The sequence below is a fragment of the Amorphus coralli DSM 19760 genome, from assembly GCF_000374525.1.
Classification (GTDB): domain Bacteria; phylum Pseudomonadota; class Alphaproteobacteria; order Rhizobiales; family Amorphaceae; genus Amorphus; species Amorphus coralli.
Genome location: NZ_KB894575.1, coordinates 180,071 through 206,388, shown reverse-complemented (window position 1 = coordinate 206,388; position 26,318 = coordinate 180,071). Strand labels below are relative to the sequence as shown.

Sequence of the window (26,318 nt, the reverse complement as noted above, 5' to 3'; positions counted from 1 at the left end):
CCTACTCCTCCGACGGCAGCAGCTCGTAGACCACGCGGACGCTGGCGGAGATCGTCTGCTCGCCCCGCTCCACCGGTACGGAAGAGGCCTCCATGGCGGCCATGCGCATCATCGGGCGCGGACCCGGCGCGCCGCCGCCGGCCTCGTCGATGGCACGCACCTTGCTGAGCCGGACGCCTGCCGCCTTGGCATAGAGCTCCGCCTTGTGCCGGGCATCGGCAATGGCGGCGATGCGGGCGGTGTCCTCGTACCGGTCGGTGTCGGAGACGCCGAAGGCAATGCCGCCGATGTCGTTGGCGCCGGCCTTGACCAGCGTGTCGAGCAGGCTGCCCAGCCGATCGAGATCGCGCACCCGCACGATGACGGAGTTGGAAACGCGGTAGCCCTCGATGCGCGGCGCGTCGGTGCCCTCGCGGCTGTTCACGTAGCGCGGCGAGACGGAAAAGCCGACTGTCTGGATGTCGCGCGCTTCCACGCCGGCGTCCTTCAGGGCGTCGATGGCTGCGGAGACCTGCTGCGAGTTCTGGCTCAGCGCGTCGGCGGCGGTATCGGCCTCCGAGACCGCGCCCACCGTCACGGTGGCCATGTCGGGGGTGGCTGTCACCTCGCCCTGGCCGGTGACGGTGATGGCCGGACCACGGTCGCGGGCGAGGCCCGGCGTGGCGGCAACGGCGGTGAGGGCAAGGACTGCGAACGCTGCGGCGAGCGTGTGGCGGCGCATGGAAAGACCTCCCGATCTGTCGTTGGGGCAATCGCGAATGGATCGCGCATGTCACGCGAATGCGTCGCCATTGCGACGTGGCCGCGCAAGCGTCCAGCCGGATGCCGGCCGTGTCAGGTCGGGAAGGCGGGTCCGGGCCGCGTGCGGCCCGGACCGGTCGTCAGGCGCGGACGGGGTGTGGCACCGCGGTCCGCTTCTGGAACGCGAACAGGGCGACGGCCAGCACCACGCCGATGATATCCGTGGTCCAGCTGCCGTTGATCATGGTCAGGCCGGCGATGGCCAGACCGATGCGCACCACCACGTTGGTCGCGCCGACCATCCAGCCCTGCACCGCGCAGGAGAGGAGATAGACGCCGACGATGGCAGTGATGGTGACGTGCAGCGTGGCCAGCCAGTGGCCGTTCATCAGCATCGCGTCGGAGAAGAAAAACATATACGGCACGACGAACGCCGCCAGGCCGATCTTGAAGCTCTCCACGCTGGTGCGCATCGGGTCGGAGCCGGCCAGCGCCGAGCCGGCATAGGCGGCGAGCGCCACCGGCGGAGTGATGGCCGACATGACCGCGAAGTAGAAGATGAACAGGTGCGCCACCAGCGGCTCCACGCCAAGCGCCACGACGCCCGGCGCGATGACGCTGGCCGCCACCGCGTAGGCGGCGGTGGTCGGCATGCCCATGCCCAGCACGATGGAGACGATCATGGCGAAGAAGAGCGCCAGGAACTGGTTCTGATCGGCCAGCGCAAGAAGCACGGTGGAGAAGCGCGAGCCGATGCCGGTGAGCGCGATGACGCCGACGATGATGCCGGCGGTGGCGCAGACGGCGACCAGCTGCAGCACCATGCGGGCGCCCATGTCGAAGGCGTGCAGCAGCTGGCGGATGCCCATGCGGTGCGGCGTGAGCCAGGAGACGACGGCGGCGCTGGCCATGGCCAGGGTGCCGCAGCGGATCACCGAATAGCCGACGAACAGCGCGTAGATCAGCACGATGATGGGCATGAACAGGTAGATCTGGCGCAAAAGCTTGCCGACCTTCGGCAGCTGCGAGCGCGGCAGGCCCTGCATGTTGCGCTTCTGGGCGGCGAGGTCGACCATGAAGTAGACCGAGGCGAAGTAGATGATCGCCGGGATGATCGCCGCCCAGACGATGTCCATGTACGGAATGCCGGTGATCTCGGCCATGATGAAGGCGCCAGCGCCCATGATCGGCGGCATGATCTGGCCGCCGGTCGACGCGGCCGCTTCCACCGAGGCGGCGGTCTGCGGCTTGTAGCCGACCTTCTTCATCATCGGGATGGTGAGGGAGCCGGTGGCCACCACGTTGCCGGCGGAGGTGCCGTTGATCATGCCCATCAGGCCCGAGGCGAAGATGGACACCTTGGCCGGGCCGCCACGCTTGTGGCCGGCGACGGCGAAGGCGAGGTTCACGAAATACTCGCCGACGCGGGTGGTCTGCAAAATGGCGGCGAAGACCACGAACAGGATGATGTAGGTCGACGAGATGGCGATCGGCGCCCCGAGAATCCCGTTGTCGGTGAAGATGTAGGTGAAGAAGCGCTTCGCGTCGTAGCCGCGGTGGGCGAGGATGCCCGGCAGCCACGGCCCGAGGAACGAGTAGGCCACGAAGATCGAGGCGATGATGACCAGCGCCAGCCCGGCGAGGCGGCGGGTCAGCTCGATGATCAGCATGACGCCGGTGATGGCCGCCCACATGTCGCCGGGGAGCGCCATGGGCATGCCGGCGCGCAGCTGCAGCTGGGGGGCGAACCAGATCAGGTAGGCGGTGCAGGCGATGGCCGCGACGCCGAGCAGCACGTCGGCCCGGGCGAAGTGGCTGCGCGCGCGGTCGGGGAAGATCCAGGCATGGACGATGGTGAGCGCGGTGCCGGCGGTCAGCGGAACGCCGAACGTGGTCAGCGCCCATTTCGGCGGCAGTGCCTCGCCCATCACCGTTCCGGAGATCCAGATCGCGACGACGCCCAACAAGCCGTAGAGGATGCCGGCGCCGGCGATGGCGAGAAGGGCGCGTGACAGGAGCGTGCCGCGCCGGTCCGCGCCGTCCATGACGGTGGTCGCGCCGAAAAGCAGGAAGCCGAGGACCAGGCCGCCGCCCACGTGGATCAGGCGATAGGTCCACGTTTCCAGCGGATAGACGTTCATCACGAACAGGTGGAACACGGTGTAGGCGACACAGAGCGTCGCCACGATCATGTTGCGCCGTCCGGCGAACTCGCGCTGGTTGGCCGCCGCCGTCTCCGCATCGACGCTCGATGCCTGGCTTTCGATCAGCGAAGGGGCCTCGTCATCGGTGCCGTTGGACCCGGTCTGGGGGCGCGACGTATCTGTCATGTGCCGTCCTGCTTGCCGCTAGAGACAAGTATGGCGGGAGACTCAGCCCCCCGCCATACGAAAATGTCAGGTTGAACGGGAGGGCCTACTTCGTCTCAGGGACGCTGTGGCCGTTCTCCTCGAACCACTTGGCGGCGCCCGGATGGAACGGGATCACGGTGTTCTTGCCCACGTTCTCCGGCAGCGTCTCCTTGGCGGCCGAATGGTTCTGCACCATGCGGTCATGGTTCTCCATGGCGAGCTTGGTGATCTCGTAGGCGAGGGTGTCCGGCATCTCCTCGTTGGCGATGGCGAAGTTCCACAGCGACACCGTCTGCACGTCCTCCGGCTGATCCTCGTAGGTGTTGGCCGGAATGGTGAACGGCGACATGGCCGGGACGGCTTCCATCATCGTGTTCAGCGTCTCCTCGTCCATGGTGAGGAAGCGCACGTCGTTCTCCACGGCGAGCTGGCTGTAGGCGCCCGTCGGCAGACCGGCGGCATACACGAAGGCGTCGATGAGGCCGTCCTTCAGCTGGCCGGCCGTGTCGGAGCCGCCGGCGTGGCTGAGGGTGACGTCCATCCCCGCGGCCTCGAAGAAGCGCGGCCAGTAGGTGGCGCTGGTGCCGCCACGCGGGCCGACGCCGACGCGCTTGCCGTCGAGATCCTGGAAGGTCTTGATGTCGGAGCTGGCCAGCACCGCCGCCTGCAGCGGGGTCTGGTACATCGGGAACAGGGCGCGGACCTTCTCGTGCGCCACACCCGGCATCAGCGGGCTGTTGCCCTTGCGCGCCTCGTCGGCCGGGCCGAGCGTGACGTAGCCGAGATCGTGCTCGCCGGTCTCCACCAGCGTGACGTTCTGGACCGGGCCGCCGGTGATCTCCACGGCGACGCTCGGGCCGAGCGCCTCGGTGATCATTGAGCCGAAGCCGCTGCCGTAGGTGAAGTAGGTGCCGCCCTGGCTGCCGGTGCCCATGGCGAGGCTGTCCGGCCAGCCTTCCTTGTCCTGCGCCGTGGCGGTTCCCACGATGCAGGCACCAAGGACCAGCGGTGCGAGCAATCGGATTGCAGTGTTCATTGTTTCCTCCTGACGGCGCTTGTCGTTTTGAATTCGGGCCGTACCCGTAGCTAGCAAGGCTAGGAGGTGGTGGAGAACAGACGCAACGTGAGGAAGATTATATAACCAAAGTTTATAATGGAGCCGCCCGTCAGGCGGTCCCGGCGATCTCTTCGAGATGGCGGGCCAGACAGGACAGCAGCCTCTCGCGTGCCGGATCGCGGGTGCCCCGCGCCCAGGCGGCCGCCATGGTCAGGCGCTGCGCGGCGCCGCCTGGGGGCATGGTGAAGGGCACGAAACGAACGCCGGACACGGCGAGGCGCGCGGTCCAGCGCGGCACGATGGCAAGGCCGAGCCCGGTGCTCACCAGGTTGACGATGGTGTGCTTCTCTTCCGCGATCTGGGCGACGCGGGCGGGAAGCCCGGCTTCCAGAAACACCTTCATGGTCAGGTCGTGGCTGTGCGGGCGAGAGCCCCGATCCGGCACGATGAGCGGCTCGTCGGCCAGTTCGTTGACCTCGACCCGCTCCTTGGAGGCGAGCCGATGGTCGGCGGGCATCGCCACCACGGCGGTTTCGTAGAAAAGGTGGCGGAAGACGATCTTCGGGTTCTGCACCTCCGGCTGCCGCACGAAGGCGAGATCGAGGCGGCCGGACAGGAGGCGGGGCAGCAGGCGGATGGTCTTCTGCTCGTAGAGCGTCACCTCCATGTCGGGGTGCTCCTGCCGGAGATAGGACAGCACCTGCGGCACCAGCCCGGCCGCGGCGCTGTCGATGGCGCCGAGCCGCAGCACCGACGAGCGCGCGCGCTGATGGTTGCGCGCCTTCGCCTCGAGCGTCTCCGCCCGGCCGACGAGGTCGCGGGCGTCGTCGAGAAGCTCCTCGCCCGCCTCCGTCAGCGCCACGTGGCGGGTGGTGCGGGCCACCAGCTTGGTGCCGAGACTGTCCTCCAGGTTGCGCAGGTGCCGGCCCAGCGAGGCGGGCAGCATGTCCAGATCCTGGGCCGCGCGGCCGAAATGCAAGGTCTCGGCGACCGCGAGGAAACAGCGCAGCTGCAGAAGCTCCATCGGGCTCTCCCGGATGCCGCGCGGTGGGCCCGCGCGTTGATTGTTGCGTTTTTTTGTATATTCCCCGCGCTGGTGTGGCAATCGGACCCGGCTCTGTAGGATTGGCGATGCTGCCCGCCGTGGCGCCGCAGCCGGCGCCAGGCGCCGGTCCGACCCGGCCGAGGCAGCGCCCAAGAACCCGCGCCCGAGAACGCAAAAGAACGAGTTGCTTCCCATGAAGACGTACAAGATCGCCGCCATTCCGGCCGACGGTATCGGTCCAGAGGTCATCTCGGCCGGCCTGCAGGTGCTGGAGGCCGTGGAGCAGCGCGAGGGCGGTTTCCGGTTCGAGGTGGAGCACTTCGACTGGGGTTCGGACTACTACAAGGCGCACGGGGCGATGATGCCGGAAGACGGCGTGGAGACCCTGAAGCCCTTCGACGCGATCTTCTTCGGCGCCGTCGGCGCGCCGGACGTGCCGGACCACATCACGCTCTGGGGCCTGCGCCTGCCGATCTGCCAGGGCCTCGACCAGTACGCCAACGTTCGTCCGACGAAGATCATCCCGGGCATCACCTCGCCGCTGCGCAATGTCGGCGTCGGCGACCTGGACTGGGTGATCGTGCGCGAGAACTCCGAGGGCGAATATTCCGGCCACGGCGGCCGGGCGCATCGCGGCCTGCCGGAGGAAGTCGGCACCGAGGTCGCCATCTTCACCCGCACCGGCGTCACCCGCATCATGCGCTACGCCTTCGAGCTGGCCCGCTCGCGCCCGCGCAAGCTGCTGACGGTGGTGACCAAGTCGAACGCCCAGCGCCACGGCATGGTGATGTGGGACGAGATCGCGGCGGAGGTTGCGGCCGACTATCCCGACGTCACCTGGGACAAGATGCTGGTCGACGCGATGACGGTGCGCATGACGCTGAAGCCGCAGAGCCTCGACACCATCGTCGCCACCAACCTGCACGCCGACATCCTCTCCGATCTGGCCGGCGCGCTGGCCGGCAGCCTCGGCGTGGCGCCGACGGCCAACATCGATCCGGAACGCCGCTTCCCGTCCATGTTCGAGCCGATCCACGGCTCCGCCTTCGACATCACCGGCAAGGGCATCGCCAATCCGATCGCCACCTTCTGGACGGCGAGCGCGATGCTGAACCATCTCGGCGAGGAAAATGCCTCGACGCGGCTGATGGCGGCGGTGGAGAAGGTGGCCGGCAACGGCATCCTCACCCCCGACGTGGGCGGCACCGCCACCACCCAGGAGGTGACGGACGCGGTCTGCGAAGCGATCCGCGGCGCCAACGCCTGAGGCCGCAAGGCGCCGTTGCGCGCTGGTCGCGGGACGGCCGGGCCGCTGGACAGCGCGCCCGCCGAGGCTCTATAGACCGGGCGTGCCGGCCGGCCGCGCCCGGCCCCCGGCGGGCCCGTAGCTCAATGGTTAGAGCCGACCGCTCATAACGGTCTGGTTGCAGGTTCGAGTCCTGCCGGGCCTACCATTTTTCCCCTCACGCCGAGTTCGCTTGCGCTCACCAGCTCCGGGTGGGCGCCCTGACCGGGCGGCCCGCAGTCGCGGGCTGGTGGGTGCTGTCCGGATAGACTGAAGACACTCGCTCCAGCCGGGGCCTCGCATCGGCTCGGGCGCGACCTAATGTTTTCAGTCGCGAGCGCGGTCGGAAAACCGGTTCCCACTTTTCTCGGCGCTCGCTTGAACGCGCTTGCGAACCCTCGCGGGTTCGGGGCGTCATCTTTTCGCTCGCGCCGAGTTCGCTCCGCTCACCGGCTCCGGGTGGGCGGCCTGGTCTTTTTGAGTCGCAAAGCCGGACGGCGAACCGGTTCCCACTTCGCCTGGCTTTGCTCGGCGGCCCGCCGTCGCGCTTTGGGGGGAGCAGTCCGGCACGACCGGGATCCTGATGCCCGGAGCATTCGCATTTACTCCGCTCATTCCCGCGAAGGCGGGAATCCATAGGGCCATCGGACGACGCCGGGCTGAGTGGTGGGAGGGCGTCGACTCTATCTGGCGCGGCCGTTCTCCCGTCCGGCCACCCATTCGTTAGCTGAGAGCTAGTCGAGGCGTGCCATCAGCTGGGATGCGAATGACTCGCGGCTACAGCAGAAGTTGCAAAGGAGATCGGGTAGGCTGGGACCTTTGTAAGGAGGTACCCATGGGCGCTGTCGACGCGATCTCCTGGATCATAACAAACGTCGGAGGGTTGGCTGGTATAGCGGCCTCAGTGTTTCTACTTCAGGATCGCGTGCGCCAGCCTCGGCCATCTATCTCGATACAAGCGGTCGATAACGATCCAAACGGCCGCACCGGGTTTCGTTCAGTTGTCGCAGTGGTGAACAACCCAGGCCGCACGGCAATCTCGGTTTCAGTGGATCCCGAGAAGAGCGACATCATTGCGGCACTGGATGATGACTCGACACGCCACATTGTGGAGCAGGTGCTCGGGCACTCGTCACGGGCATCGTTGGGTCCAGGTGCTTCGGTCGCATTTGGGCTCGTTCCAAGAGAACGAACAATGAGCATGCCTCCTGAGACCGAGCTTGCCTTGGTCTTCGCTTGGCAGCCGATGCAATTTCGGAAGCGGCCGCCGAAGCCACGAACCATAGACATCAAGATCACCAGGCAGCACTTTTACGACCTTCAGAATGAGCCGCTGTCGGACGAACACGAGTAGGACGTGGGGATGACCCTACTCTCGCTGTTTCAAACTGTCGGTGCGGCCATCGCGATCGTGTTGGCCGCAATTAAGATCTGGGACCGCTGGGCGGGTGGGCAGCCCTATGTTTTTCTCTTTGGTCGTCCCGAAGAAGGAGCGGAGAACCTTCAAAATTTTGATCAGTACAGCTTCAAGCAGCTTTGGGCGCGCATCAGCAATCCTGGCCGATTGCCAATAGCGATATCGGCGAGAGCGAATCCGAATGATCTGTCGCTGATTGCTTCAAAAGAAGGGCATGAGGGCCATGTGGTCCAGCGCGTTTCCACATTCTGTGTGGTCGAGCCTGGTCAAAGCCTGGACCTGAAAGTGGCTCTGCCTCTCGAAATCGAAAGCCTCCCTGAGGATCACGAGCTCGTGCTTCGCTTCTCCTGGAGGCCTGCCCACTCAAGTGGGCACGGGTGCCGTTCTCGCTTGCTCGAATGCCCCGTCCGGACAAAGACGACGAAGAGGGAGTTGGATTTGATACTGGGCGACAAGATCGTTTTTCCCGACGAGGAATGAGGGACAGCATCACCATCGCCACCCTGTGGGACGTGGCTAAGAGATGCTGCCATCCAAACTTGCGCGCCACCGCCAACCGAAATTGCGCGCTATAGATCTCCCAGGTCCCTGCAATCCCGCCGAAACCCAGCCAATGCCAATCGAAGTTGCGCGTTGGAGATGGCGGGAACCGCACAATTCGTGGTGCCTCAAAGGCTGGATGCAGACCTGACGGCCCGAGGCCGCCCCCTCACTCCGCGGCGTCGCGGCCCTTGAGGATGGAGACGAGGTCGGCGAAGCGCTCGCCCTGGATGGTGATGTGCTCGCGCAGGGCGGTTTCGGCCTGCGTCTCGTCGCCGGCGGTGATCGCCTCGACGATGGCGCGGTGCTCCGCCAGCGAGTGGCCCATGCGCCGGGGCACGCGCAGCTGCAGCCGCCGGTAGGTCATCAGCCGCTGGTGCAGCCGGCTCGCCTCGGCGATCAGGAAATCGTTGCCGCTGGCCTCGTAGATGGCGGCATGGAAGACGCCGTTTTCCGCGTAGTAGGCATCGGTGTCGCCGGAGGCCGCGGCGCGCTCGCAGGCCTCCAGCGCGGCGACGAGGCGGCCCATCTGCTCCGGCGACGCCCGGCGCGTGGCCAGCCGGCCGGCCATGGCCTCCAGCCCCGCCATCACCTCGAACATCTCGATCAGCTCGCGGGTGGAGACCTTGCGCACGAAGGCGCCGCGGTTGGGGATCAGCTCCACGAGGCCGGTGGACGCCAGCTGGCGGACGGCCTCGCGAACCGGCGTGCGGGAGACGCCGAACCGGTCGGCCAGCGCCTGCTCGTCGAGCCGCTCGCCGGCCGGAACCTCGCCGGTCAGGATCCCGTTTTCGAGCGCGTCGCGAATCTCGGCGACGCGCGGGCGGCGCGCTTCTGCGGCCATCGTGTCTGCCTTTCGCCGGCGGTCTTCTGCCTGCCTTCTCCCCGGCCGACGTGTCGGCCCGACCGCGATGGGCGCCGGTCGAACGAAACCGGGGCCTTCGCCATCCTCAAAATCGTATACAATCTGATTGACATCCCATGCAACACCTGATTGCCTGACCCTCAACGTGCGCCAGGGGCGCGCGAGCGTGCGCAGCCAATGCGGACGCAACCGTGCACAAAACGCACGCAACCAGGGAGGAAGATTCCATGAAACGGACAATGCTTCTGGCGGCGGTCTGCTCCGTCGCGCTGACGGGTGGAGCCATCGCCGACGACGTCACGCTGCGCGCCTCGCACCAGTGGCCGGGCGGCAAGGGCGACGTGCGCGACGTCATGGTGCAGATGATCGCCGACCAGGTGGCCGAGGACGACGTGGGCCTGACCATCCAGGTCTTCCCGGGCGCGTCGCTGTTCAAGCCGCGCGACCAGTGGGGCGCGGTGACCAAGGGCCAGGTGGACCTCACCGCCTTCCCGCTCGACTACGCCTCCGGCCGCCATCCCGAGTTCTCCGCGACGCTGATGCCGGGCCTCGTCGGCAACCACGAGCGCGCCCAGCGCCTCAACGATTCGCCGTTCATGGATGCCATCAAGGAGTCCATCGACAAGGCCGGCGCGATGGTGCTGGCGGACGCGTGGCTCGCCGGCGGCTTCGTCTCGTCGGAAGAGTGCATCACGACGCCGGAGAGCGCCGAGGGCCAGGTGCTGCGCGCCGCCGGCCCGGCCTTCGAGGAGATGCTGGCCGGCGCGGGCGCGTCCATCGCCTCCATGCCGTCCTCGGAAATCTACACCGGCATGCAGACCAACGTGCTGACCGGCGCCAACACCTCGTCCGGCTCGCTAGTCTCCTACCGGATCTACGAGGTCGCCAAGTGCCTGACGGCGCCGGGCGAGAACGCGCTGTGGTTCATGTACGAGCCGATCCTCATGTCGAAGCGCTCCTTCGACAAGCTCAACGAGGAGCAGCAGCAGGCGCTGATCGAGGCGGGCAAGGCCGCGGAAGAGTATTTCGCCGCGGAAGCCGCCAAGCTCGATGACAAGCTGATCCAGGTCTACAAGGACAACGGCGTCGAGGTCGTGCAGATGTCGAAGGAGAACTACGACGCCTGGCTCGCGATCGCCAAGGAGACCTCCTACAAGAACTTCGCGGAGAAGGTTCCGAACGGCCAGAAGCTGATCGACGACGCGCTCGCGGTCCAGTAACCGGCGCCTTTCGCGCGGCGGGGCCCACGCGGGTCCCGCCGTTTTCGTTTCCGGCCCTGGCGGGCCCGTCCGGTCGGCCCGAGGGGTGGCCAGCGGAGGGGGTCGGGGTTCGCTCAAGCCGGGCAGATGCTCGCGACGGGTCCGGTGCGGTCCGGTCGGGGTCTGCTCCAAGAAGGGGGGTGTCCGATGCGCGGCTTCGTCGCTGTCGTGTCCTTCGTCTCGCGCGTCGCAGGCGTCCTCGCGGCCCTGCTCCTGCTCTCCGCCGTGCTCTCCGTCAGCCACATGGTGTTCGTGCGCTACGTGCTGAACCAGTCGACCATCTGGCAGACCGAGTACACCAGCTACGCCATCGTCGCCGCCACCTTCCTGGGCGCCCCCTGGACGCTGATCGTCCGCGGCCACGTCAACGTGGACCTGCTGCCGCTGGCCGCCGGTCGGCGCGGACGGATCATCATGGAGGCGCTGAGCGGGCTTGCCTCGCTGGCCTTCGTGGTGCTGCTCGCCTACGCGACCTGGTTCTTCCTCTACGAGGCCTGGGAGTTCTCCTGGCGCAGCGAGACAGTGTGGTCGGTGCCGTTGTGGATGCCGGTCGCGCCGGTGGTGGCCGGTACGGTCTGGCTCGCCGTGCAGTATGTCGCCGAGCTGGTGCGCCTCTGCCTCGACGGGCCGAGCATCGGCGGCGGCGCGCACGGCGTGTCGCGGACCGAGCTGTTCGACGAGATCACGGAAGGGAGCGCCCGCTGATGAGCCCGCTTTCTTCCGGCATCCTGATGCTGGTGGCGCTGTTCTCGCTGCTGGCCATCGGCACCCCGATCGCCTTCGCCCTCGGCCTCGTCGCCATGGGCGGGCTGTTCATGGTCTACGGGCCGTTCTTCCTGGAAACCCTCGGCGAGCAGCTGTTCACGGCCATCTCGTCGTTCAGCCTCGTCTCCATCCCGATGTTCATCCTGATGGGCGCGGCGGTGGCCTCCTCGCCGGCCGGCAAGGACCTCTACGAGGCGCTGGACCGCTGGTTGAACCGGGTGCCGGGCGGGCTGGTCCTGTCCAACCTCGGCGCCTGCTCCATCTTCGCGGCGCTGTCGGGTTCCTCGCCGGCCACCTGCGCGGCCATCGGCAAGATGGGCATCCCGGAGATGCGCGCCCGTGGCTACCCGGCCGAGATCGCCGCCGGCTCCATCGCGGCGGGCGGCACGCTGGGCATCCTGATCCCGCCCTCGGTGACGATGATCGTCTACGGCATCGCCACGGAGACCTCCATCGGCCGGCTGTTCCTGGCCGGGCTGGTGCCGGGCTTCATGCTCACCGTGTTCTTCATGATCTGGACGATCATCGCCTGCAAGCGGCAGGGACTTGGCCTGACCGACCTGGCCAAGCGCTTCTCCATGCGCGAGCGCTTCAAGGCGCTGCCGCGGGTGCTGCCGTTCCTCCTGATCGTGGTGGCGGTGCTGTTCTCGCTCTATGGCGGGGTGGCGACGCCGTCGGAGGCGGCCGGTGTCGGCGCGCTCTTCTGCCTGTTGATGGTGGTGGTCATCTACGGGCTGTTCGCGCGCAACTGGAAGTTCGGCCAGATGCCGGTGATCTTCCGCGACACGCTGAAGGAAAGCGTGATGATCATGCTGATCATCGGCGCCTCGGAGCTGTTCGCCTTCGCGCTGTCGTCGCTGTTCATCACCCAGTCCATCGCCCAGGGCATCGCGGCGATGGACGTGAACCCGTACGTGCTGCTGTTCGTCGTCAACATCTTCCTGCTAGTGGCCGGCTTCTTCCTGCCGCCGGTGGGCGTGATCCTGATGACGGCGCCGATCCTGATCCCGATCATCACCGGGGCCGGCTTCGACCCGTACTGGTTCGCCGTGGTGCTGACGATCAACATGGAGATCGGGCTGATCACCCCGCCGGTGGGGCTCAATCTCTACGTCATCAACGGCATTGCCCCGGACATCTCGCTGGGGCAGATCCTGCGGGGCTCGCTGCCCTACGTGCTGTGCATGGTGCTGGGCATCGTGGCGCTGTGCCTGTTCCCGGACATCGCGCTGTTCCTCCCCAACCTCATCATGGGACCTGCCCTATGAGCGGTGTGTCGCTCCTCTCCGATCTTCTCGGCTCCATCGCCCGGCGCTCGTGGCTGGGCGACCGGGCGCCCAAGCGGCCGGTGGAGGTGGCGGAACTCCGCGCCCTCTGCCTGAAGCTGGTGCGCTCACGCGGCGAGGCGACCGGGGTGATGGTGGCGGCGGAGATCCTGCGCGGGGTGCGCAGCCTCGACGATGCGGCGCTGCGCGCCTTTTTCGAGATGCTGGCCACGGAGTTTGCGCCGGATCCAGAGCGGCTGGGGGAGGCGGCGCGGGCCTATGCCGACACGCCGGACGCGACGACGCTGTCGCGCCTCCAGCACGAGGCGGAGCCGCCGCGCCAGGAGCTGTTCCGGCGGCTCAACCTGGCCCCCGGCGGCACGGCGGAACTGGTCAAGCTGCGCGAGCGGCTGCTGCCGCTGCTGCGGACCGACGCCGCCGTCTTCCGCCCGGTCGACCAGGACCTTAAGCACCTGTTCGGGTCGTGGTTCAACCGCGGCTTCCTGGTGCTCAGGCACATCGACTGGGACACCTCCGCCCGGGTGCTGGAGCGGATCATCGACTACGAGGCGGTGCACGCCATCGACGACTGGTCGGCGCTGCGCGAGCGGCTGGCGCCGCCGGACCGGCGCTGCTTCGCCTTCTTCCACCCGTCGATTCCGGACGACCCGCTGATCTTCGTGGAGGTGGCGCTGACCCGGGAGATTCCAGCGAAGATCGGCACGGTGCTGGCCTCCGACCGGGTGCAGATCGAGCCGGAGGATGCGCAGACGGCGGTCTTCTACTCCATCTCCAACTGCCACAAGGGGCTGGCCGGCGTGTCGTTCGGCTCGTTCCTCATCAAGCAGGTGGCGGAGGACCTGAAGGAGAGCATCCCGAACCTGAAGACCTTCGTGACGCTGTCGCCGGTGCCGACCTTCGCCAGGTGGGTGGCCGATCTGCCGGAGGCGGACCGCAAGCGGCTGCAGCCGGACGAGCGCAAGGCCATCGAGATCGTGGCCGAGCCGGACTGGGCCAGCAATCCCGAGCGGGCCGAGGACGCCGGTCCCGGCCTCCTGTCGCTGGCCGCGCGCTACTTCCTGCGGGCCAAGCGCGACGACGGCCAGCCGGTGGATCCGGTGGCGCGCTTCCATCTCGGCAACGGCGCGCAGCTCAACCGGATCATGCACCTCGGCGACGTCTCATCGGTCGGGCTGCGTCAGGCGCACGGGCTGATGGTCAACTATCTCTACGATCTGCCGAAGGTCGAGGAACGCCACGAGGCCTACGCCGACGGCCATGCCATCGCGGCGAGCCGCGCCGTCCAGAATCTTCTTCCCGCCAGCGCCTCGCGCGCGGCCAACAACACGCAATCGGCGGAGCCTGCCGCATGACGAACCATCTCTTCCATGGCCTGATGCAGAAGGGCCTCGCCGCGCCGGAGCGCCCGTTCGCGGTGTTGCCGGACGGTGCCGTGACCTCCTATGGCGATCTCGACGCGCGGTCGGCGCGCTTCGCCGCGGTCCTGAAGGAAGCGGGCGTGGTGCCCGGCGACCGGGTGGCGGTGCAGGTGGACAAGTCCATCGAGGCGCTGGAGCTTTACCTCGCCACCGTGCGCGCGGGAGCTGCCTTCCTGCCGCTCAACACCGGCTACACGCCGGCCGAGATCGACTATTTCCTGACCGACGCCACGCCGCGCGTCTTCGTCTGCGATCCGAAGGCAGAGGCGACGCTCGCCCCGATCGCGGAGAAGGCCGGTGCCGTGCTGATGACGCTGGGCAAGGCGGGCTCCAGTGGCGAGGCGGCCGGCACGCTGCGCGCCCGTGCGGAGGCGGCGGACGCCGATTTCGAGCCGGTCGATCGTGGGCCGGACGACCTGGCGGCGATCCTCTACACGTCCGGCACGACCGGGCGCTCCAAGGGCGCGATGCTGAGCCACGCGAACCTGCTCTCCAACGCGCAGGTGCTGCGAGAGACGTGGGCTTTCACCGAAGACGACGTGCTGCTGCACGCGCTGCCGATCTTCCACACCCACGGCCTGTTCGTTGCCACCAACACGACGCTTGTGGCGGGCGGCTCGCTGATCTTCCTCGCAAAGTTCGACCTCGATACGGTGTTCGCCGAGCTGCCGAAGGCGACGTCGATGATGGGCGTGCCGACCTTCTACACGCGCATGCTCACCGACGACCGGCTGAACCGCGAGGCGACGGCGCACATGCGGCTGTTCACCTCCGGCTCGGCGCCGCTTCTGGCCGACACCCATGTCGCGTTCGAACAGCGCACCGGCCAGCGCATCCTCGAGCGCTACGGCATGACCGAAACCAACATGAACACCTCCAACCCCTATGACGGCGAGCGCCGGGCCGGCACGGTTGGCTTCCCGTTGGAGGGAACGGAGCTGCGCATCGTCGGCAAGGAGGACGGCAAGTCCGTTGCCGACGGCGAGATCGGCGTCATCGAGGTGCGCGGCCCGAACGTCTTCCAGGGCTACTGGAACATGCCGGAGAAGACCGCGGCGGAGTTTCGCGAGGACGGCTTCTTCATCACCGGCGATCTCGGCATGATCGACGCCGACGGCTACGTGGTGATCGTCGGCCGCGACAAGGACCTGGTGATCTCCGGCGGCTACAACGTCTACCCGAAGGAGATCGAGCAGATCATCGACGAACTCCCGGGCGTGGTGGAGAGCGCCGTCATCGGCGTGCCGCATCCCGACTTCGGCGAGGGCGTCGTCGGCGTCGTGGTGGCAAAGGAGAAGCTGGAGGAGGCGGCCATCCTGGCGCCGCTGCACGACCAGCTGGCCAAGTACAAGCAGCCCAAGAGGATCCTGTTCGTCGACGAGCTGCCCCGCAACACGATGGGCAAGGTGCAGAAGAACCTGCTGCGCGACGCCTATTCCGACCTGTTCTCCTGAGGGGGGGATAATTTAATCCCCTCGGGCCGAGTTCGCTTCGCTCACCGGCTCCGGGTGGGCGGCCTGAGAGCAGCCTGCGGCCCTTTGGCCGCAGACAAGCTGCTCGTTCTTCAGATCGATCAACTGATTGGACATTCGGTCTTGACCGAATGTCCGTTGATCTCGGCCGGCGCGCGGTCGCGCGCTGACAAGCAATCCCAGGAAAAGTGGGAACCGGTTTTCCGTCCGGTGTTTAGTGGATCTCCGGCTCGGGGATACCGCCGGAGCCGGACAGGAAATCGAAGTCGCAGCCCTCGTGGGCCTGGCCGATGTGACGGGAGAAGAGCGCGTTGTAGCCGCGCGGATAGTCGCGATCCGGCGGTGACCATTCCGCCAGCCGGGCGGTGATCTCGGCGTCGGTCAGCCGGACGTCGATGCGCCGGGCCTCCACGTCGACCTCGACGATATCGCCGGTGCGCACGGCGGCGAGCGGTCCGCCGATGTGGGATTCCGGCGAGACGTGCAGCACGCAGGCGCCGTAGCTGGTGCCGCTCATGCGCGCGTCGGAAATGCGCAGCATGTCGCGCACGCCCTGGCGCAGCAGCTTCTTCGGGATCGGCAGCATGCCCCATTCCGGCATGCCGGGGCCGCCCACCGGTCCGGAATTCTGCAGAATCAGCACCGTGTCGGCGGTGACGTCGAGATCCTCCCGGTCGATTTCGGCGGCCATCTCGTTGTAGTCGCGGAAGACCAGCGCCGGGCCGGAGTGCTTCAGCAGCCGGCGATCGGCGGCGGACGGCTTCATCACACATCCGTCTGGCGCCAGGTTGCCGTAGAGGACGGCGGTGCCGCCGGAGGCGGAGACCGGGCGGTCGAGAGGGCGGATGACGTCCTCGTCGTAAACCTCGGCGCCTTCCAGCGCCGCGCCCAGCGTGGTGCCGGCGACCGTCTGCGCCTCCAAGTCGAGCAGGGGGCGCAGCTCGGCGAGCAAGGCCCGGAGCCCGCCGGCATAGTAGAAGTCCTCCATCAGGTGCGCGCCGGACGGCTGGATGTTGGCCGTCACCGGCACTTCCCGGGCGACCCGGTCGATGTCCGCGAGCGTCAGGGGGATGCCGGCGCGCCCGGCCATCGCGATCAGGTGGATGGTGGCGTTGGTCGAGCCGCCCATCGCCATGTGCGCCACAAGGGCGTTGCGCACTGAGCCTTCCGAAAGGATCCGCGATGGCGTCCAGTCGGCCCAGATCATGTCGACGATGGTGCGGCCGCTGGCGGAGGCCATGCGTGGATGCGCGGCGTCGGGGGCGGGAATGGAGCTTGCGCCGGGAAGGGTGAAGCCGAGGGCCTCGGCGATGCCGGTCAGGGTGGAAGCGGTGCCCATGGTCATGCAGTGGCCATGCGAGCGGGCGATGCCGGCTTCCATCTCCTGCCAGGTCTCCTCTGTGATGGTGCCGGCGCCCTTCTCCGCCCAGTATTTCCAGACGTCTGACCCGCTGCCGAGCGTCTTGCCGCGCCAGTTGCCACGCAGCATCGGCCCGGCGGGCACGAAGATGGCCGGCAGGCCCATTGAGATGGCACCCATGAGCAGGCCCGGGGTGGTCTTGTCGCAGCCACCCATCAGCACCGCGCCGTCGATCGGATGCGAGCGCAGCAGCTCCTCCGTCTCCATCGCCAGAAAGTTGCGGTAGAGCATGGTGGTGGGTTTCACGAAGGGCTCGCCGAGCGACATCGCCGGCAGCACGACCGGGAAGCCGCCGGCCGCGATGACGCCGCGCTTCACGTCCTCCACGCGTTCGGGAAAATGCGCGTGGCAGGAGTTCATGCCGCTCCAGGTGGAGACAATGCCGACGATGGGTTTGCCGACGAACTCCTCGTGCCGGTAGCCCATCTGCAGCATGCGCGAGCGGTGGCCGAACGAACGCAGGTCGTCGGCGCCGAACCAGCGGTGGCTGCGCAGCTGTTCCTTGGTCTTCACGGTCGGGCGTCCTTGGTGGAGCGGTCGGTGAGGGTATGGACGAAAGGCTCGCCGACGGCCGGCAGCCGATAGGTCTCCGGCGCACCGAGGATGGTCAGCGAGGCGCGAAAGAGGTGCGGCGGGCAGGCATTGTCGGCGAACATGTCGAAATGGCAGGGCAGCGCCACGTCCGGGGCGATGTCGCGGACGAGTTCGGCCGCCTCGAAGTGGCTGAGATTGCCGTAGCCGCCGTTGATGCAGACGGCCATCACGTGCGGCGCGTGCTCGCTCGCGGCGCGCAGCAGTGGCGAGGGGGCGGTGTCGCCGGTGTGGTAGAAGCGCGGCCCGTTCTCGACCGCCACCACGAAGCCCATGTGGTTGAGGTCGGTGGCATCTGTGGGCATGGCGAAGGTGCCGGTGATGGTGAGATCACCCAGCGCGATGGTGCCCTTCGGAAAGGCGAGCGTGCGAGCTTCCCGCGGAACGCCGGCCGCTTCCATCACCTGCAGCGCCTGGGGCGGCCCGGCGAAACGGGGGGTGCCGGCACGCCAGGTCGCGGCGATGGTCTCCGGGCAGGCGTGGTCGGCGTGGCTGTGGGTGCAGAGATAGAGGTCGACGGCGAGTGTTTCCGGGTCGATGGGGACAGGCACCTGGCGGGCGGTATCGAGGTCGTCCCGCATGCCGTTGATCCGGTCGGACAGGTAGGGGTCGATCGCCAGCAGGGTGCCGCCGGGCGATTTCACCAGAAAGCCACTCTGGCCAAGGAACCACAGTGCGATCGCGCCGGGCGGGACAGGAAAGGCCCGGACGCTCTTCATGGTCAGCATTGCCCTAGCGACCCGTCTCGCGGCGCCAGGCTGCGAAGGCGTCCAGGCTCGCCGGATCCGTCGGCGGGTAGAGGCCGACGATGGACTGGCCGGCGGCGACGCGCTCGGTGACGAAATCCTCGAACGCGGTCATCTCGTGCGCCTCATGGGCGATCTCGTCGGCGATATGGGCCGGAATGACGATGACGCCCTCGCCATCGCCGACGATCACGTCGCCGGGATAGACGGCCACGCCGCCACAGGCGATGGGCACGTCGAGATCGACGGCGTGGTGGCGGATCAGGTTGGTCGGGGCCGACGGACGGGCGTGATAGGCCGGGAAGTCGAGCCCTGCGATGTCGGGCGTGTCGCGCAAGCCGCCGTCGGTGACCACGCCCTCCACCCCACGCACCATGAGCCGGGTGACGAGAATGCCGCCGGCGGAGGCCGCATCGGCGTCGCCGCGCGCGTCGATGACCATGACGTGGCCGGGCGGGCAGGATTCGACCCCGACGCGCTGGGGGTGGGCGGGATCGAGGAAGACGTCGAGGGTATCGAGATCCTCGCGCGCTGGAATGTAGCGCAGCGTGTAGGCCTCGCCGACCATGGTCCGGCCGGGCGCAATGCGCCGGGGGCCCTGCAGGAAGACGTTGCGGAAGCCGCGCTTCAGGAGCGCGGTGGAGAGGGTGGCCGTGCTGACGGCGCGGAGCGTTTCACGAGTTGTGTCGGAGAGCGCGCTCACCGGGTCGCTCCCGAGGCCGCGCTCCGCCCGCCGGTCCTGCTTTCCGTGCCACCCGAGCGGCTGCGTTGCATGGTGCTCATGCCCCTTCGTTTCCTTTTCGAGCCGGATCCACCGGGCCAGAGCGCGATTGGCCGGCGCTGCCCGGGCCTGTCGTCAGCTGGTGCCATCGTTCAAACGGTGCGCTCGGATCAGAAGCCGGTCCGGCTGCGCACACCAATTGAAATATTAATATGTCAAAATGGCACGTCAATCGGATTTGCCGCAGGCGATTGCGCGGGCCTTCCGACCGCTCATCGTCGACAAGCTGGGTGGGGCCGGCGGCTCGGCGTGGTGCGGGAGGCCGCCCGATTCCTGGCCAACCGGTTGATATGAGCCGGTCCATGAGCGGGGCCGGCGGGCCGCCCTCCGGTTGCGCGCGCCACGATTTCGGCCCTTGTCATGAAAGCATTAGGCTTCCCGTCGTTTGGTGAGGCAGTCGAGACCTGTTCCAGAATTGCGATGGGAAGATCATGCCGGAAGCTTCAGCCCACCCGGGAGACCCGCACTACGTCACACGCAGCGGCTGGCTGCGCGCCGCCGTGCTTGGCGCCAATGACGGGATCGTGTCCGTTGCCTCCCTGATCGTGGGCGTGGCCGCGGCCGATGCCGATCCGAACAGCGTTTTCGTCGCCGGTATCGCCGGGTTGACGGCGGGCGCCATGTCGATGGCGGCCGGCGAGTACGTGTCCGTCTCGTCCCAGTCCGACGTCGAGCGGGCCGACATTCGCCGGGAAAAGCAGGCGTTGCGCGAGTTCCCCGACGCGGAGCTGGCCGAACTGACCGCGATTTACGAGGAGAAGGGCCTGAGCAGCTCCACCGCAGAGCTGGTGGCAAGGGAACTGACGGAGACGGATGCGCTCGGCACCCATGTGCGTGACGAGCTCGGGCTGTCCGAGGTGAACGCGGCGAACCCGATCCAGGCGGCGTTCGCCTCGGCCGTCACCTTCAGCATCGCGGCGTCGGTACCGCTGCTGGCGGCGGTGCTTGCGCCGGCCGGTTCGATCATCCCGGTGGTGCTGATCGTCACCATCATCACCCTCGCCGCGCTCGGCGCGCTGGGTGCCAAGGCCGGCGCCGCGCCGGTCGGGCGGGCCACCGTCCGGGTCGTGGTCTGGGGCATTTTCGCCATGGCGGTCACGGCCGGGGTGGGCTGGATCTTCGGCGTCAGCGTGTAGGGCGACAGCCCCGCCGTCCGCTCGGGCGGCGGGGAGCGCTTCCGCCTCAGTCGGTGATGTGGTCGGGGAAGCGCTCGCGCAGCTCGCCGATGCTGGCGAGCGTGCCGGACAGATGGTGTCTCAGGGCCGCCTGGGCGGCCTCGGGATCGCGCGCTTCGAGGGCCGCCAGGATGCCGCGATGGCCCGCGATTATGCTCTGCGCCTTGCCGGGCGTCGGCAAGTGGAGGTGGCGCAGCCGGTCGAGATGGCCGCTGCGGCTTCTGATCAGGCCCCACAGGCCGTGCACGCCGGCCATGTCCTGCATGGTGCGGTGCATCTCCCGGTCGGCCTCGGCGAAGGCGGTGAAATCATCCCGCTTGAGGTGGCGCTCCTGCTGCAGGATCAGGCTCTCGATGGGAAAGAGGTCGAGGCCGTCGGCGAGCGCCAGCATGCGCACCACTTCCAGTTCGACAGAAAGGCGCAGGAACTGGGCCTCGCGCACGCTCTGCAGATCGATCTTCGCGACCTTGGTGGCGGACTGGGGATAGGTCTCGACGAGGCCCTCCTCCTCCAGCCTGAGGATCGCCTCGCGCACCGGCTGCTGGCTGACCCCGAACCGGTCGGACAGGGCCGCCCGCGACAGGGTCGCGCCAGGGGGGACGGCCAGCGAGAGGATGCGCGCGCGCAGCTGCTCGTAGATCTGCGCGACCGCCGGCCGCTTGCGGTCGACGCGGACGTCGGCGAAAGGGTCGACACCCTGCTCGAACAGCGCGGAGGGGATGGGCTCGACGCTCGACATGAGCTCCACGGAAACTAATATATCAATTCTCCATGGATACCGGCTTCCGGCGTCGCCTGCAATCGTGGCGCGCCTGCCTCTGGACCTTTCCCCGTCGGATGTGGCCTATGGCGACCACCAAGACATCCGGCCCACGCGCCGACGGTTGAGGACAGACAATCATGGTCCGCATTACCCGCCGCCTTCTCCCCATGCTGGTCGCCGCCCTGGCGTCTGGCTGGCTCACTCCCAACGGCGCCGAGGCGCAGAGCCGGGCGGAGACGCTGCGCGCCGTCACTAGCGGCACGGTGAATTCGCTCGATCCGATGACGCTGGGGGCGACGCCCGACGCGCTGGCGCTGAGCACGGCCACCTACGACCGGCTGGTGGCCTACGAGCGCACGCCGCGCGGCGACGGGACCTACGTGTTCGACTTCAACGCCATCCGCGGCGAACTGGCCGAAAGCGTCGAGGTCAGCGAGGACGGGCTGACCATTACCGTACACCTGCGCCCCGACGCCGTCTGGCAGGATGGCACGCCGGTGACGGCGGAGGACGTGAAATGGTCGCTCGACCGCGCGGTGAGCGCCGAGACCATGTCGAAGGCGCAGCTGAAGACCGGCTCGCTCACGAGCCCCGACCAGTTCCGCGTCGTCGATGCACGCACGGTGGAGATCACCCTTCCGCAGGTCGACCGGCTGGCGCTGCCGAACCTCGCCTCGCTCTACGCGCCGATGTTCAACTCGGCCCTGGTAAAGCGAGAGGCCGGGCCGGACGATCCCTGGGGCGTGGAGTGGCTGAAGACCCATACGGCGTCCAGTGGCGCCTACGCGGTGGAGAGCTACAAGCCGGGGCAGCAGGTGGTGCTGACACGCAACGACGACTGGAGCGGCGGTGAGCTGCCCGCCTTTCCGCGGGTCATCGTCCAGACCGTGCCGGACGCCTCTACCCGGGCCGCCCTGGTGGAGCGGGGCGACGCGGACGTGGCCACCGACCTGCAGGGCGAGGACGTGAAGGCGCTGCGCGATCGCGGCGAGGTCCAGGTCGTGTCCGTGCCGCGGCCGACGGCATTCATGGCGCTGGTCTTCAACACCCGGATGGCCCCCTTCGACGACGCGGCGGTGCGGCGCGCCGTGGCGCTGGCGCTGCCCTACGACGCCATGCTGAGTGCGGCCGCCTCGGGCCTCGGCGGCAAGCTTTACGGCGCCGAATGGCAGGACGGGCCGGAGGGCGCCGACTTCCCGCAGGCGCTGCCGCTGGCCACCGATCCGGAAAAGGCGAGGGCGCTCCTGGCCGAGGCCGGTTACCCGGACGGGTTCGAGACGACGCTCTCCTTCGCCGTCAACCGCGCGGCCTGGGCGGAGCCGGCGGCGACGCTGGTGCAGGAGGCCCTCGGCGGCATCGGCATCGAGGTGACCATCGACAAGCTGCCGGATGCGCAGATGGCCGAAGCGATCACCGAGAAGCGGTTGCCGCTGCTGCTGGAGCGCTCCTACGCGCTGTTTCCGTCGGCGGAGTATTTCTTCCGCATCTTCCTGAGCGGGCCGTCGCGCTGGAACTTCTCCAGCTGGCGCAACGAGGAGGTCGAGGCGCTGCTGCCGAAGGCGCGCTACGAGGCCGACCAGGCGGCCTATGACGCCGTGGCGAAGCGGCTCATCGCGCTTGCGGCTGAAGAGGTGCCCATGGCCTTTCTCTGGCAGCCGACCCAGGATGTGGTCCTGGGCAAGGACATCGAGGGGTTCACGACCTGGTACCACTACTATGTCGACGTGCGCGACCTGCAGCGACGCTAGGCGCGAGGAACCGCTTACCGGCTGAAGGCGCGATGCGACCGGGCCGCCTGGGGACAGGGCCATGGCGGGGCTGATGCGGATCGTTGCCATCGTGGCGCGGCGGCTCGCCGCCGCAGTGCCGGCGCTCTTCGGCGTGCTGGTGGTGACGTTCGTGCTGATGCGGATCCTGCCCGGCGATCCGGCGAGCCTGATGGCCTCGTCGCCGTCCGCGGGGCCAGAAGAGATCGCGGAGATCCGGGCCCGGCTGGGCCTCGACGGGCCGATCCCGGAGCAGTTCCTCGTGTATCTCGGCGACCTGGCGCAAGGCGATCTCGGCCAGTCCTTCGTCACCGGACAGCCGGTGGCGACCGACCTGATGGAGCGGTTGCCGGCATCGCTGGAGCTGATCCTGGTGGCGCTGATCGCGGCCGTCGCCGTGGCGTTGCCGCTGGGCGTTGCAGCCGCGCTCCGGCCCGCAACGCTGCTCGATCACGGCGTGCGGGTGGTGGGAACGCTGGGTGTCGCGATCCCGACCTTCGTGACCGGCCTTTTGCTTATCTACGTCTTCTACTACCGGCTCGGCTGGGCGCCGGATCCGACCGGGCGGCTCGACGTGTTCCTGGACCCTCCGCCGCGCATCACCGGGTTTCTGCTGGTCGACAGCCTGCTTGCCGCAGACCCCGCGGCGTTCCGGGCGGCGGCGGCGCAGCTGGTGCTTCCGGCAGCCACGCTGGCGCTGTTCGTCATGGCGCCGCTGGTGCGGATCACCCGGGCGGCGATGCTGGAGGCGATGGCGAGTGAGCACGTGCGCGCCGCCCGCGCTCTCGGCATCGGCCGTCGTCGCGTGGTTCTCGTCTACGGCCTGCGCACCGCGCTGGTACCGGTGCTGACGGTGGCCGGCACGGTGATCTCGACACTCCTGGGTGCCAGCGTCCTGGTGGAGAAGGTGTTCGCCTGGCCCGGCATCGCCTCCTATTCGCTGGATGCGCTGGCCGCCGGCGACTTCGCACCCGTGCAGGGCTTCGTGCTGCTGATGGCGCTGATCTATGTGGTGCTCAACCTGGTGATCGATCTCGCCTACCGGCTGGCCGACCCGCGGGTGACGCTGGCATGAGGGCGGCGGCGAACCGGCTGACACGGGGCACGGGTGACAGGCGGCGCCCGGACGCGCTGACGGCGCTGTCCGGCGCGGGCGTGATCGCTCTTGTCGCGGTGGCGGTGCTGGCGCCCTGGATCGCGCCCTACGATCCGCTTGCCTCCGACGCGGCGAACGCGCTCGCGCCGCCGAGCGCCGCCCACTGGGCCGGCACCGACCAGGTGGGCCGCGACGTCTTTTCCCGCCTGATCGCCGCGACCCGCCTCGACCTGGCGATTGCCCTCTCCGCCGTGGTCGCCTCCCTGGCGCTGGGCTCCGTTCTGGGTGCGGTGTGCGGCTATCGGGGCGGGCTCCTCGACCGCATCGTCGGACGGGGCGTGGACGTGCTGCTGGCCTTTCCGCTGTTCATCCTGGCGATCGCGCTGGCGGCGGCACTGGGCGGAGGCGCCGTCACCATCGTCGTCGCCACGGCGGTGGTGAACCTGCCCTTCTACGTCCGGCTGACCCGGGCGGAGGTGAATGCCCGGGCCGGCGCAGGGTGGGTCGAAGCGGCCCGGCTCGCCGGCAATGGGCCGGGGCGGGTGGTGTTCGGCGTGCTCTTGCCCAACGTGATGCCGGTGCTGGCGGTGCAGGCCTCGCTTAATCTCGGCTGGGCGATCCTCAACGCGGCCGGCCTTTCCTTTCTTGGCGTCGGGGTGGAGCCGCCGACACCGGAGTGGGGGATTATGGTGGCGGAAGGCGCCCGCTACCTGACCGCCGGCAAGTGGTGGCTGGTGGCCTTTCCCGGCCTGGCCCTGACGCTCGCGGTGCTGGCCTTCAACCTGCTCGGCGACGGTCTGCGCGACCGGCTCGATCCGCGGGGGCATCGTGGCTGAGCGGCTGCTGGAAATCAGCGACCTCGGTGTCGCCTTCGAATCAGCGGAGCGGTCCGTCGTGGCCCTCGATGGTGTCTCGCTGTCGCTCGACCGGGGCGAAATCCTGGCAGTGGTGGGCGAAAGCGGGGCCGGCAAGACAACGCTGGGCGCCGCCGCTATTGGTCTGCTCGCGCCCGGCGCGCAGATCACGCGGGGCAAGATCCGCTTCGACGGAGAGGACCTGGTCACCGCGTATGATGCCCGGCTGGAAGCGGTGCGCGGCGCGGCGCTCTCGATGATTGCCCAGAACCCGCGCGCGGCCCTCAACCCGGTGCGGCGCGTCGGCGAAGGCATCGTCGATGTCCTGCGGGCGCATCGCGACCTGGGCCGTGCGGAGGCGCAGGTGGCGGCCCGGGCGCTTCTCAAGCGGGCCGGTTTTCCCGATCCCGTGCCTATCGAGCGGGCCTATCCGCACGAACTCTCCGGCGGCATGTGCCAGCGCGCCATGATCGCCATGGCGGTCGCCTGCGAGCCGGCGCTCTTGATCGCCGACGAGCCGACGGCGGCGCTGGACACGGCAAGCGAACGGGCCGTCATGGATCTGCTGGCGGATCTCGTGCGCGAGCGACGAATGGGCCTGCTTCTCGTGACCCACGATCTCGGGCTCGCGGCTCACTACGCCGACCGGATCGCCGTCATGCGCGTGGGGCGGATCGTGGAAGAGGGGCCCGCCGTCTCCACGCTCGCTCGGCCACGCGATCCCTACACGCGGGCGTTGGTGACCGCGACGCCGCGCGCGGGCGTCCGTATCGACGACCTGGCGGGCGTTCCCCTGCCGTCGAGACGGGAACAAGGCCCAGCGATCGCGTCGCCGATCCTTTCGGTAAGCCGGCTCAGCAAACGCTTCGGGCAGGCGGTGGCCGTGGACGAGGTCGGGTTTGTGCTGGCGCGCGGTGAGAGCGTCGGCGTGGTCGGCGAAAGCGGCTCCGGCAAGAGCACGCTCGCGCGGCTGGTAAGCCGGCTCATCGACCCGGATGCCGGGCGGATCATGTTCGAAGACGCCGATATCGGGGCGATGGCCGCCGCTCGGTTCCACGCCGTCCCGGAACGCCGGCGCATCCAGCTGGTGTTTCAGGATGCCACCGGCAGCCTGAACCCGCGCGCCACGGCGTTCGATGCCATCGCCGATCCTTTGCGCCGACTGCAGGGCCTGCGCGGCGAAGCGCTGGCAGCCCGCGTCCGCGAGCTTGCGCTGCAGGTGCAGCTTGCGCCCGAGTTGCTCGACCGCCGCGCCCATCGCCTCTCCGGCGGACAAAGGACACGGGTCGGCATTGCCCGCGCGCTGGCGTCCCGGCCGGACCTGCTGGTCCTCGACGAGCCGACAACGGGGCTCGATGTCTCCGTCCAGGCATCGATCCTGACACTGCTGGAGCGGTTGAAGCGGGAGCTTGGCCTGAGCTGCCTCTTCATCAGCCACGACCTCGCGGTTGTGCGGATGATGTGCGACCGCATCCTGGTGATGCGCGAGGGCCGGATCGTGGAGGAAGGGGACACCGAGTGCCTGTTCCGCGCTCCGCGCGAGGCCTACACGCAACGGCTCGTCGCGGCGATGCCGGAGTTCGGCACGGAGCGGCCGGACTGGGGCTGAGCGATCCGCCGGCTCG

22 protein-coding genes and 1 tRNA gene are annotated in these 26,318 nt (G+C 68.3%); 14 read left to right on the top strand and 9 right to left on the bottom strand.

The genetic code is table 11. The annotated features are described in order from the left end of the window. Nucleotide 1 precedes the first annotated feature (1 nt). The 4 genes from C507_RS0116035 to C507_RS0116020 all read right to left on the bottom strand — a co-directional run bounded on the left by C507_RS0116035 (nucleotide 2) and on the right by C507_RS0116020 (nucleotide 5,173). Complete coding sequence (locus C507_RS0116035; RefSeq protein ID WP_018700735.1) at nucleotides 2–721, bottom strand: SIMPL domain-containing protein; 720 nt, start codon at nucleotides 719–721, stop codon at nucleotides 2–4. A 160-nt stretch (nucleotides 722–881) separates the two neighbouring features. Next, nucleotides 882–3,071: a TRAP transporter permease gene (locus C507_RS0116030; protein WP_018700734.1), complete on the bottom strand. Its 2,190-nt coding sequence runs from the start codon at nucleotides 3,069–3,071 to the stop codon at nucleotides 882–884. An 85-nt stretch (nucleotides 3,072–3,156) separates the two neighbouring features. Beyond that, nucleotides 3,157–4,128, bottom strand: a complete 972-nt coding sequence (locus C507_RS0116025; RefSeq protein WP_018700733.1) for a TAXI family TRAP transporter solute-binding subunit — start codon at nucleotides 4,126–4,128, stop codon at nucleotides 3,157–3,159. A 130-nt stretch (nucleotides 4,129–4,258) separates the two neighbouring features. Further along, nucleotides 4,259–5,173 (bottom strand): LysR family transcriptional regulator, encoded by a 915-nt coding sequence (locus C507_RS0116020; protein ID WP_018700732.1) that lies wholly within the window; start codon nucleotides 5,171–5,173, stop codon nucleotides 4,259–4,261. A gap of 214 nt (nucleotides 5,174–5,387) precedes the next feature. Here C507_RS0116020 and C507_RS0116015 point away from each other — a divergent pair, with 214 nt between their 5' ends. From C507_RS0116015 to C507_RS23140, 4 genes are all read left to right on the top strand, one after another. Then, the gene (locus tag C507_RS0116015) at nucleotides 5,388–6,461 is read left to right on the top strand and encodes a tartrate dehydrogenase (RefSeq protein ID WP_018700731.1); all 1,074 of its coding nucleotides are present in this window, start codon (nucleotides 5,388–5,390) and stop codon (nucleotides 6,459–6,461) included. A gap of 111 nt (nucleotides 6,462–6,572) precedes the next feature. Then, nucleotides 6,573–6,648, top strand: a tRNA-Ile gene (locus C507_RS0116010). 666 nt (nucleotides 6,649–7,314) lie between these two features. After that, nucleotides 7,315–7,833: a hypothetical protein gene (locus tag C507_RS23145; RefSeq protein ID WP_156829347.1), complete on the top strand. Its 519-nt coding sequence runs from the start codon at nucleotides 7,315–7,317 to the stop codon at nucleotides 7,831–7,833. Nucleotides 7,834–7,842: 9 nt separating this feature from the next. Beyond that, nucleotides 7,843–8,376, top strand: coding sequence for a hypothetical protein (locus C507_RS23140; RefSeq protein WP_156829346.1), 534 nt, complete (start codon nucleotides 7,843–7,845; stop codon nucleotides 8,374–8,376). Between the two features lie 229 nt (nucleotides 8,377–8,605). Here the strand turns inward: C507_RS23140 and C507_RS0115995 are convergent, their stop codons facing one another. After that, complete coding sequence (locus tag C507_RS0115995; RefSeq protein ID WP_018700728.1) at nucleotides 8,606–9,280, bottom strand: GntR family transcriptional regulator; 675 nt, start codon at nucleotides 9,278–9,280, stop codon at nucleotides 8,606–8,608. Between the two features lie 248 nt (nucleotides 9,281–9,528). Here C507_RS0115995 and dctP point away from each other — a divergent pair, with 248 nt between their 5' ends. The 5 genes from dctP (at nucleotide 9,529) to C507_RS0115970 (ending at nucleotide 15,483) form a co-directional block, all read left to right on the top strand. Next, nucleotides 9,529–10,521 carry a TRAP transporter substrate-binding protein DctP gene (dctP, locus tag C507_RS0115990; RefSeq protein WP_026319155.1) on the top strand — a complete coding sequence of 331 codons (993 nt, stop codon included), beginning with the start codon at nucleotides 9,529–9,531 and terminating at the stop codon, nucleotides 10,519–10,521. Between the two features lie 186 nt (nucleotides 10,522–10,707). Then, a complete protein-coding gene (locus C507_RS0115985; RefSeq protein ID WP_018700726.1) occupies nucleotides 10,708–11,265 on the top strand; it encodes a TRAP transporter small permease subunit in 558 nt (185 codons plus the stop codon). Next, complete coding sequence (locus C507_RS0115980; protein WP_018700725.1) at nucleotides 11,265–12,593, top strand: TRAP transporter large permease; 1,329 nt, start codon at nucleotides 11,265–11,267, stop codon at nucleotides 12,591–12,593. The genes C507_RS0115985 and C507_RS0115980 overlap by 1 nt, the downstream gene beginning before the upstream one ends. Beyond that, a complete protein-coding gene (locus C507_RS0115975) occupies nucleotides 12,590–13,963 on the top strand; it encodes a malonyl-CoA decarboxylase (protein WP_018700724.1) in 1,374 nt (457 codons plus the stop codon). Before C507_RS0115980 ends, C507_RS0115975 begins: the two co-directional genes overlap by 4 nt. After that, the gene (locus C507_RS0115970; protein WP_018700723.1) at nucleotides 13,960–15,483 is read left to right on the top strand and encodes a malonate--CoA ligase; all 1,524 of its coding nucleotides are present in this window, start codon (nucleotides 13,960–13,962) and stop codon (nucleotides 15,481–15,483) included. The genes C507_RS0115975 and C507_RS0115970 overlap by 4 nt, the downstream gene beginning before the upstream one ends. A gap of 232 nt (nucleotides 15,484–15,715) precedes the next feature. Here the strand turns inward: C507_RS0115970 and araD are convergent, their stop codons facing one another. From araD to C507_RS0115955, 3 genes are read right to left on the bottom strand one after another with little or no spacing between them, the layout of a single operon-like run. Next, the gene (araD, locus tag C507_RS0115965; RefSeq protein WP_018700722.1) at nucleotides 15,716–17,434 is read right to left on the bottom strand and encodes an L-arabinonate dehydratase; all 1,719 of its coding nucleotides are present in this window, start codon (nucleotides 17,432–17,434) and stop codon (nucleotides 15,716–15,718) included. Then, nucleotides 17,431–18,240: an MBL fold metallo-hydrolase gene (locus tag C507_RS21690; RefSeq protein ID WP_018700721.1), complete on the bottom strand. Its 810-nt coding sequence runs from the start codon at nucleotides 18,238–18,240 to the stop codon at nucleotides 17,431–17,433. Before C507_RS21690 ends, araD begins: the two co-directional genes overlap by 4 nt. A gap of 4 nt (nucleotides 18,241–18,244) precedes the next feature. Next, nucleotides 18,245–18,961, bottom strand: coding sequence for a ribonuclease activity regulator RraA (locus C507_RS0115955; protein ID WP_018700720.1), 717 nt, complete (start codon nucleotides 18,959–18,961; stop codon nucleotides 18,245–18,247). 509 nt (nucleotides 18,962–19,470) lie between these two features. Here C507_RS0115955 and C507_RS0115950 point away from each other — a divergent pair. After that, the gene (locus tag C507_RS0115950; protein ID WP_018700719.1) at nucleotides 19,471–20,175 is read left to right on the top strand and encodes a VIT1/CCC1 transporter family protein; all 705 of its coding nucleotides are present in this window, start codon (nucleotides 19,471–19,473) and stop codon (nucleotides 20,173–20,175) included. A gap of 46 nt (nucleotides 20,176–20,221) precedes the next feature. Here the strand turns inward: C507_RS0115950 and C507_RS0115945 are convergent, their stop codons facing one another. Then, the gene (locus C507_RS0115945) at nucleotides 20,222–20,953 is read right to left on the bottom strand and encodes a GntR family transcriptional regulator (protein ID WP_018700718.1); all 732 of its coding nucleotides are present in this window, start codon (nucleotides 20,951–20,953) and stop codon (nucleotides 20,222–20,224) included. Between the two features lie 161 nt (nucleotides 20,954–21,114). Here C507_RS0115945 and C507_RS0115940 point away from each other — a divergent pair, with 161 nt between their 5' ends. The 4 genes from C507_RS0115940 to C507_RS0115925 all read left to right on the top strand — a co-directional run bounded on the left by C507_RS0115940 (nucleotide 21,115) and on the right by C507_RS0115925 (nucleotide 26,302). Next, on the top strand, nucleotides 21,115–22,725 hold the full coding sequence (locus C507_RS0115940; protein WP_018700717.1) for an ABC transporter substrate-binding protein: 1,611 nt from the start codon (nucleotides 21,115–21,117) through the stop codon (nucleotides 22,723–22,725). Nucleotides 22,726–22,786: 61 nt separating this feature from the next. Then, complete coding sequence (locus tag C507_RS0115935) at nucleotides 22,787–23,818, top strand: ABC transporter permease (RefSeq protein ID WP_018700716.1); 1,032 nt, start codon at nucleotides 22,787–22,789, stop codon at nucleotides 23,816–23,818. Beyond that, the gene (locus C507_RS0115930) at nucleotides 23,815–24,675 is read left to right on the top strand and encodes an ABC transporter permease (RefSeq protein ID WP_018700715.1); all 861 of its coding nucleotides are present in this window, start codon (nucleotides 23,815–23,817) and stop codon (nucleotides 24,673–24,675) included. Before C507_RS0115935 ends, C507_RS0115930 begins: the two co-directional genes overlap by 4 nt. Further along, nucleotides 24,668–26,302 carry a dipeptide ABC transporter ATP-binding protein gene (locus C507_RS0115925; RefSeq protein WP_018700714.1) on the top strand — a complete coding sequence of 545 codons (1,635 nt, stop codon included), beginning with the start codon at nucleotides 24,668–24,670 and terminating at the stop codon, nucleotides 26,300–26,302. The genes C507_RS0115930 and C507_RS0115925 overlap by 8 nt, the downstream gene beginning before the upstream one ends. Nucleotides 26,303–26,318 lie beyond the last annotated feature (16 nt).

Coding starts and splice junctions, on each gene's coding strand:
- C507_RS0115950 (WP_018700719.1), top strand. CDS start 19,471: ATGCCGGAAGCTTCAGCCCACCCGGGAGACCCGCACTACGTCACACGC.
- C507_RS0116035 (WP_018700735.1), bottom strand. CDS start 721: ATGCGCCGCCACACGCTCGCCGCAGCGTTCGCAGTCCTTGCCCTCACC.
- C507_RS23140 (WP_156829346.1), top strand. CDS start 7,843: ATGACCCTACTCTCGCTGTTTCAAACTGTCGGTGCGGCCATCGCGATC.
- C507_RS0115985 (WP_018700726.1), top strand. CDS start 10,708: ATGCGCGGCTTCGTCGCTGTCGTGTCCTTCGTCTCGCGCGTCGCAGGC.
- C507_RS0115940 (WP_018700717.1), top strand. CDS start 21,115: ATGGTCCGCATTACCCGCCGCCTTCTCCCCATGCTGGTCGCCGCCCTG.
- C507_RS0115945 (WP_018700718.1), bottom strand. CDS start 20,953: ATGTCGAGCGTCGAGCCCATCCCCTCCGCGCTGTTCGAGCAGGGTGTC.
- C507_RS0115975 (WP_018700724.1), top strand. CDS start 12,590: ATGAGCGGTGTGTCGCTCCTCTCCGATCTTCTCGGCTCCATCGCCCGG.
- C507_RS0116025 (WP_018700733.1), bottom strand. CDS start 4,128: ATGAACACTGCAATCCGATTGCTCGCACCGCTGGTCCTTGGTGCCTGC.
- C507_RS0116020 (WP_018700732.1), bottom strand. CDS start 5,173: ATGGAGCTTCTGCAGCTGCGCTGTTTCCTCGCGGTCGCCGAGACCTTG.
- C507_RS0115935 (WP_018700716.1), top strand. CDS start 22,787: ATGGCGGGGCTGATGCGGATCGTTGCCATCGTGGCGCGGCGGCTCGCC.
- dctP (WP_026319155.1), top strand. CDS start 9,529: ATGAAACGGACAATGCTTCTGGCGGCGGTCTGCTCCGTCGCGCTGACG.
- C507_RS0116030 (WP_018700734.1), bottom strand. CDS start 3,071: ATGACAGATACGTCGCGCCCCCAGACCGGGTCCAACGGCACCGATGAC.
- C507_RS0116015 (WP_018700731.1), top strand. CDS start 5,388: ATGAAGACGTACAAGATCGCCGCCATTCCGGCCGACGGTATCGGTCCA.
- C507_RS0115995 (WP_018700728.1), bottom strand. CDS start 9,280: ATGGCCGCAGAAGCGCGCCGCCCGCGCGTCGCCGAGATTCGCGACGCG.
- C507_RS0115930 (WP_018700715.1), top strand. CDS start 23,815: ATGAGGGCGGCGGCGAACCGGCTGACACGGGGCACGGGTGACAGGCGG.
- C507_RS0115970 (WP_018700723.1), top strand. CDS start 13,960: ATGACGAACCATCTCTTCCATGGCCTGATGCAGAAGGGCCTCGCCGCG.
- C507_RS21690 (WP_018700721.1), bottom strand. CDS start 18,240: ATGCTGACCATGAAGAGCGTCCGGGCCTTTCCTGTCCCGCCCGGCGCG.
- C507_RS23145 (WP_156829347.1), top strand. CDS start 7,315: ATGGGCGCTGTCGACGCGATCTCCTGGATCATAACAAACGTCGGAGGG.
- C507_RS0115980 (WP_018700725.1), top strand. CDS start 11,265: ATGAGCCCGCTTTCTTCCGGCATCCTGATGCTGGTGGCGCTGTTCTCG.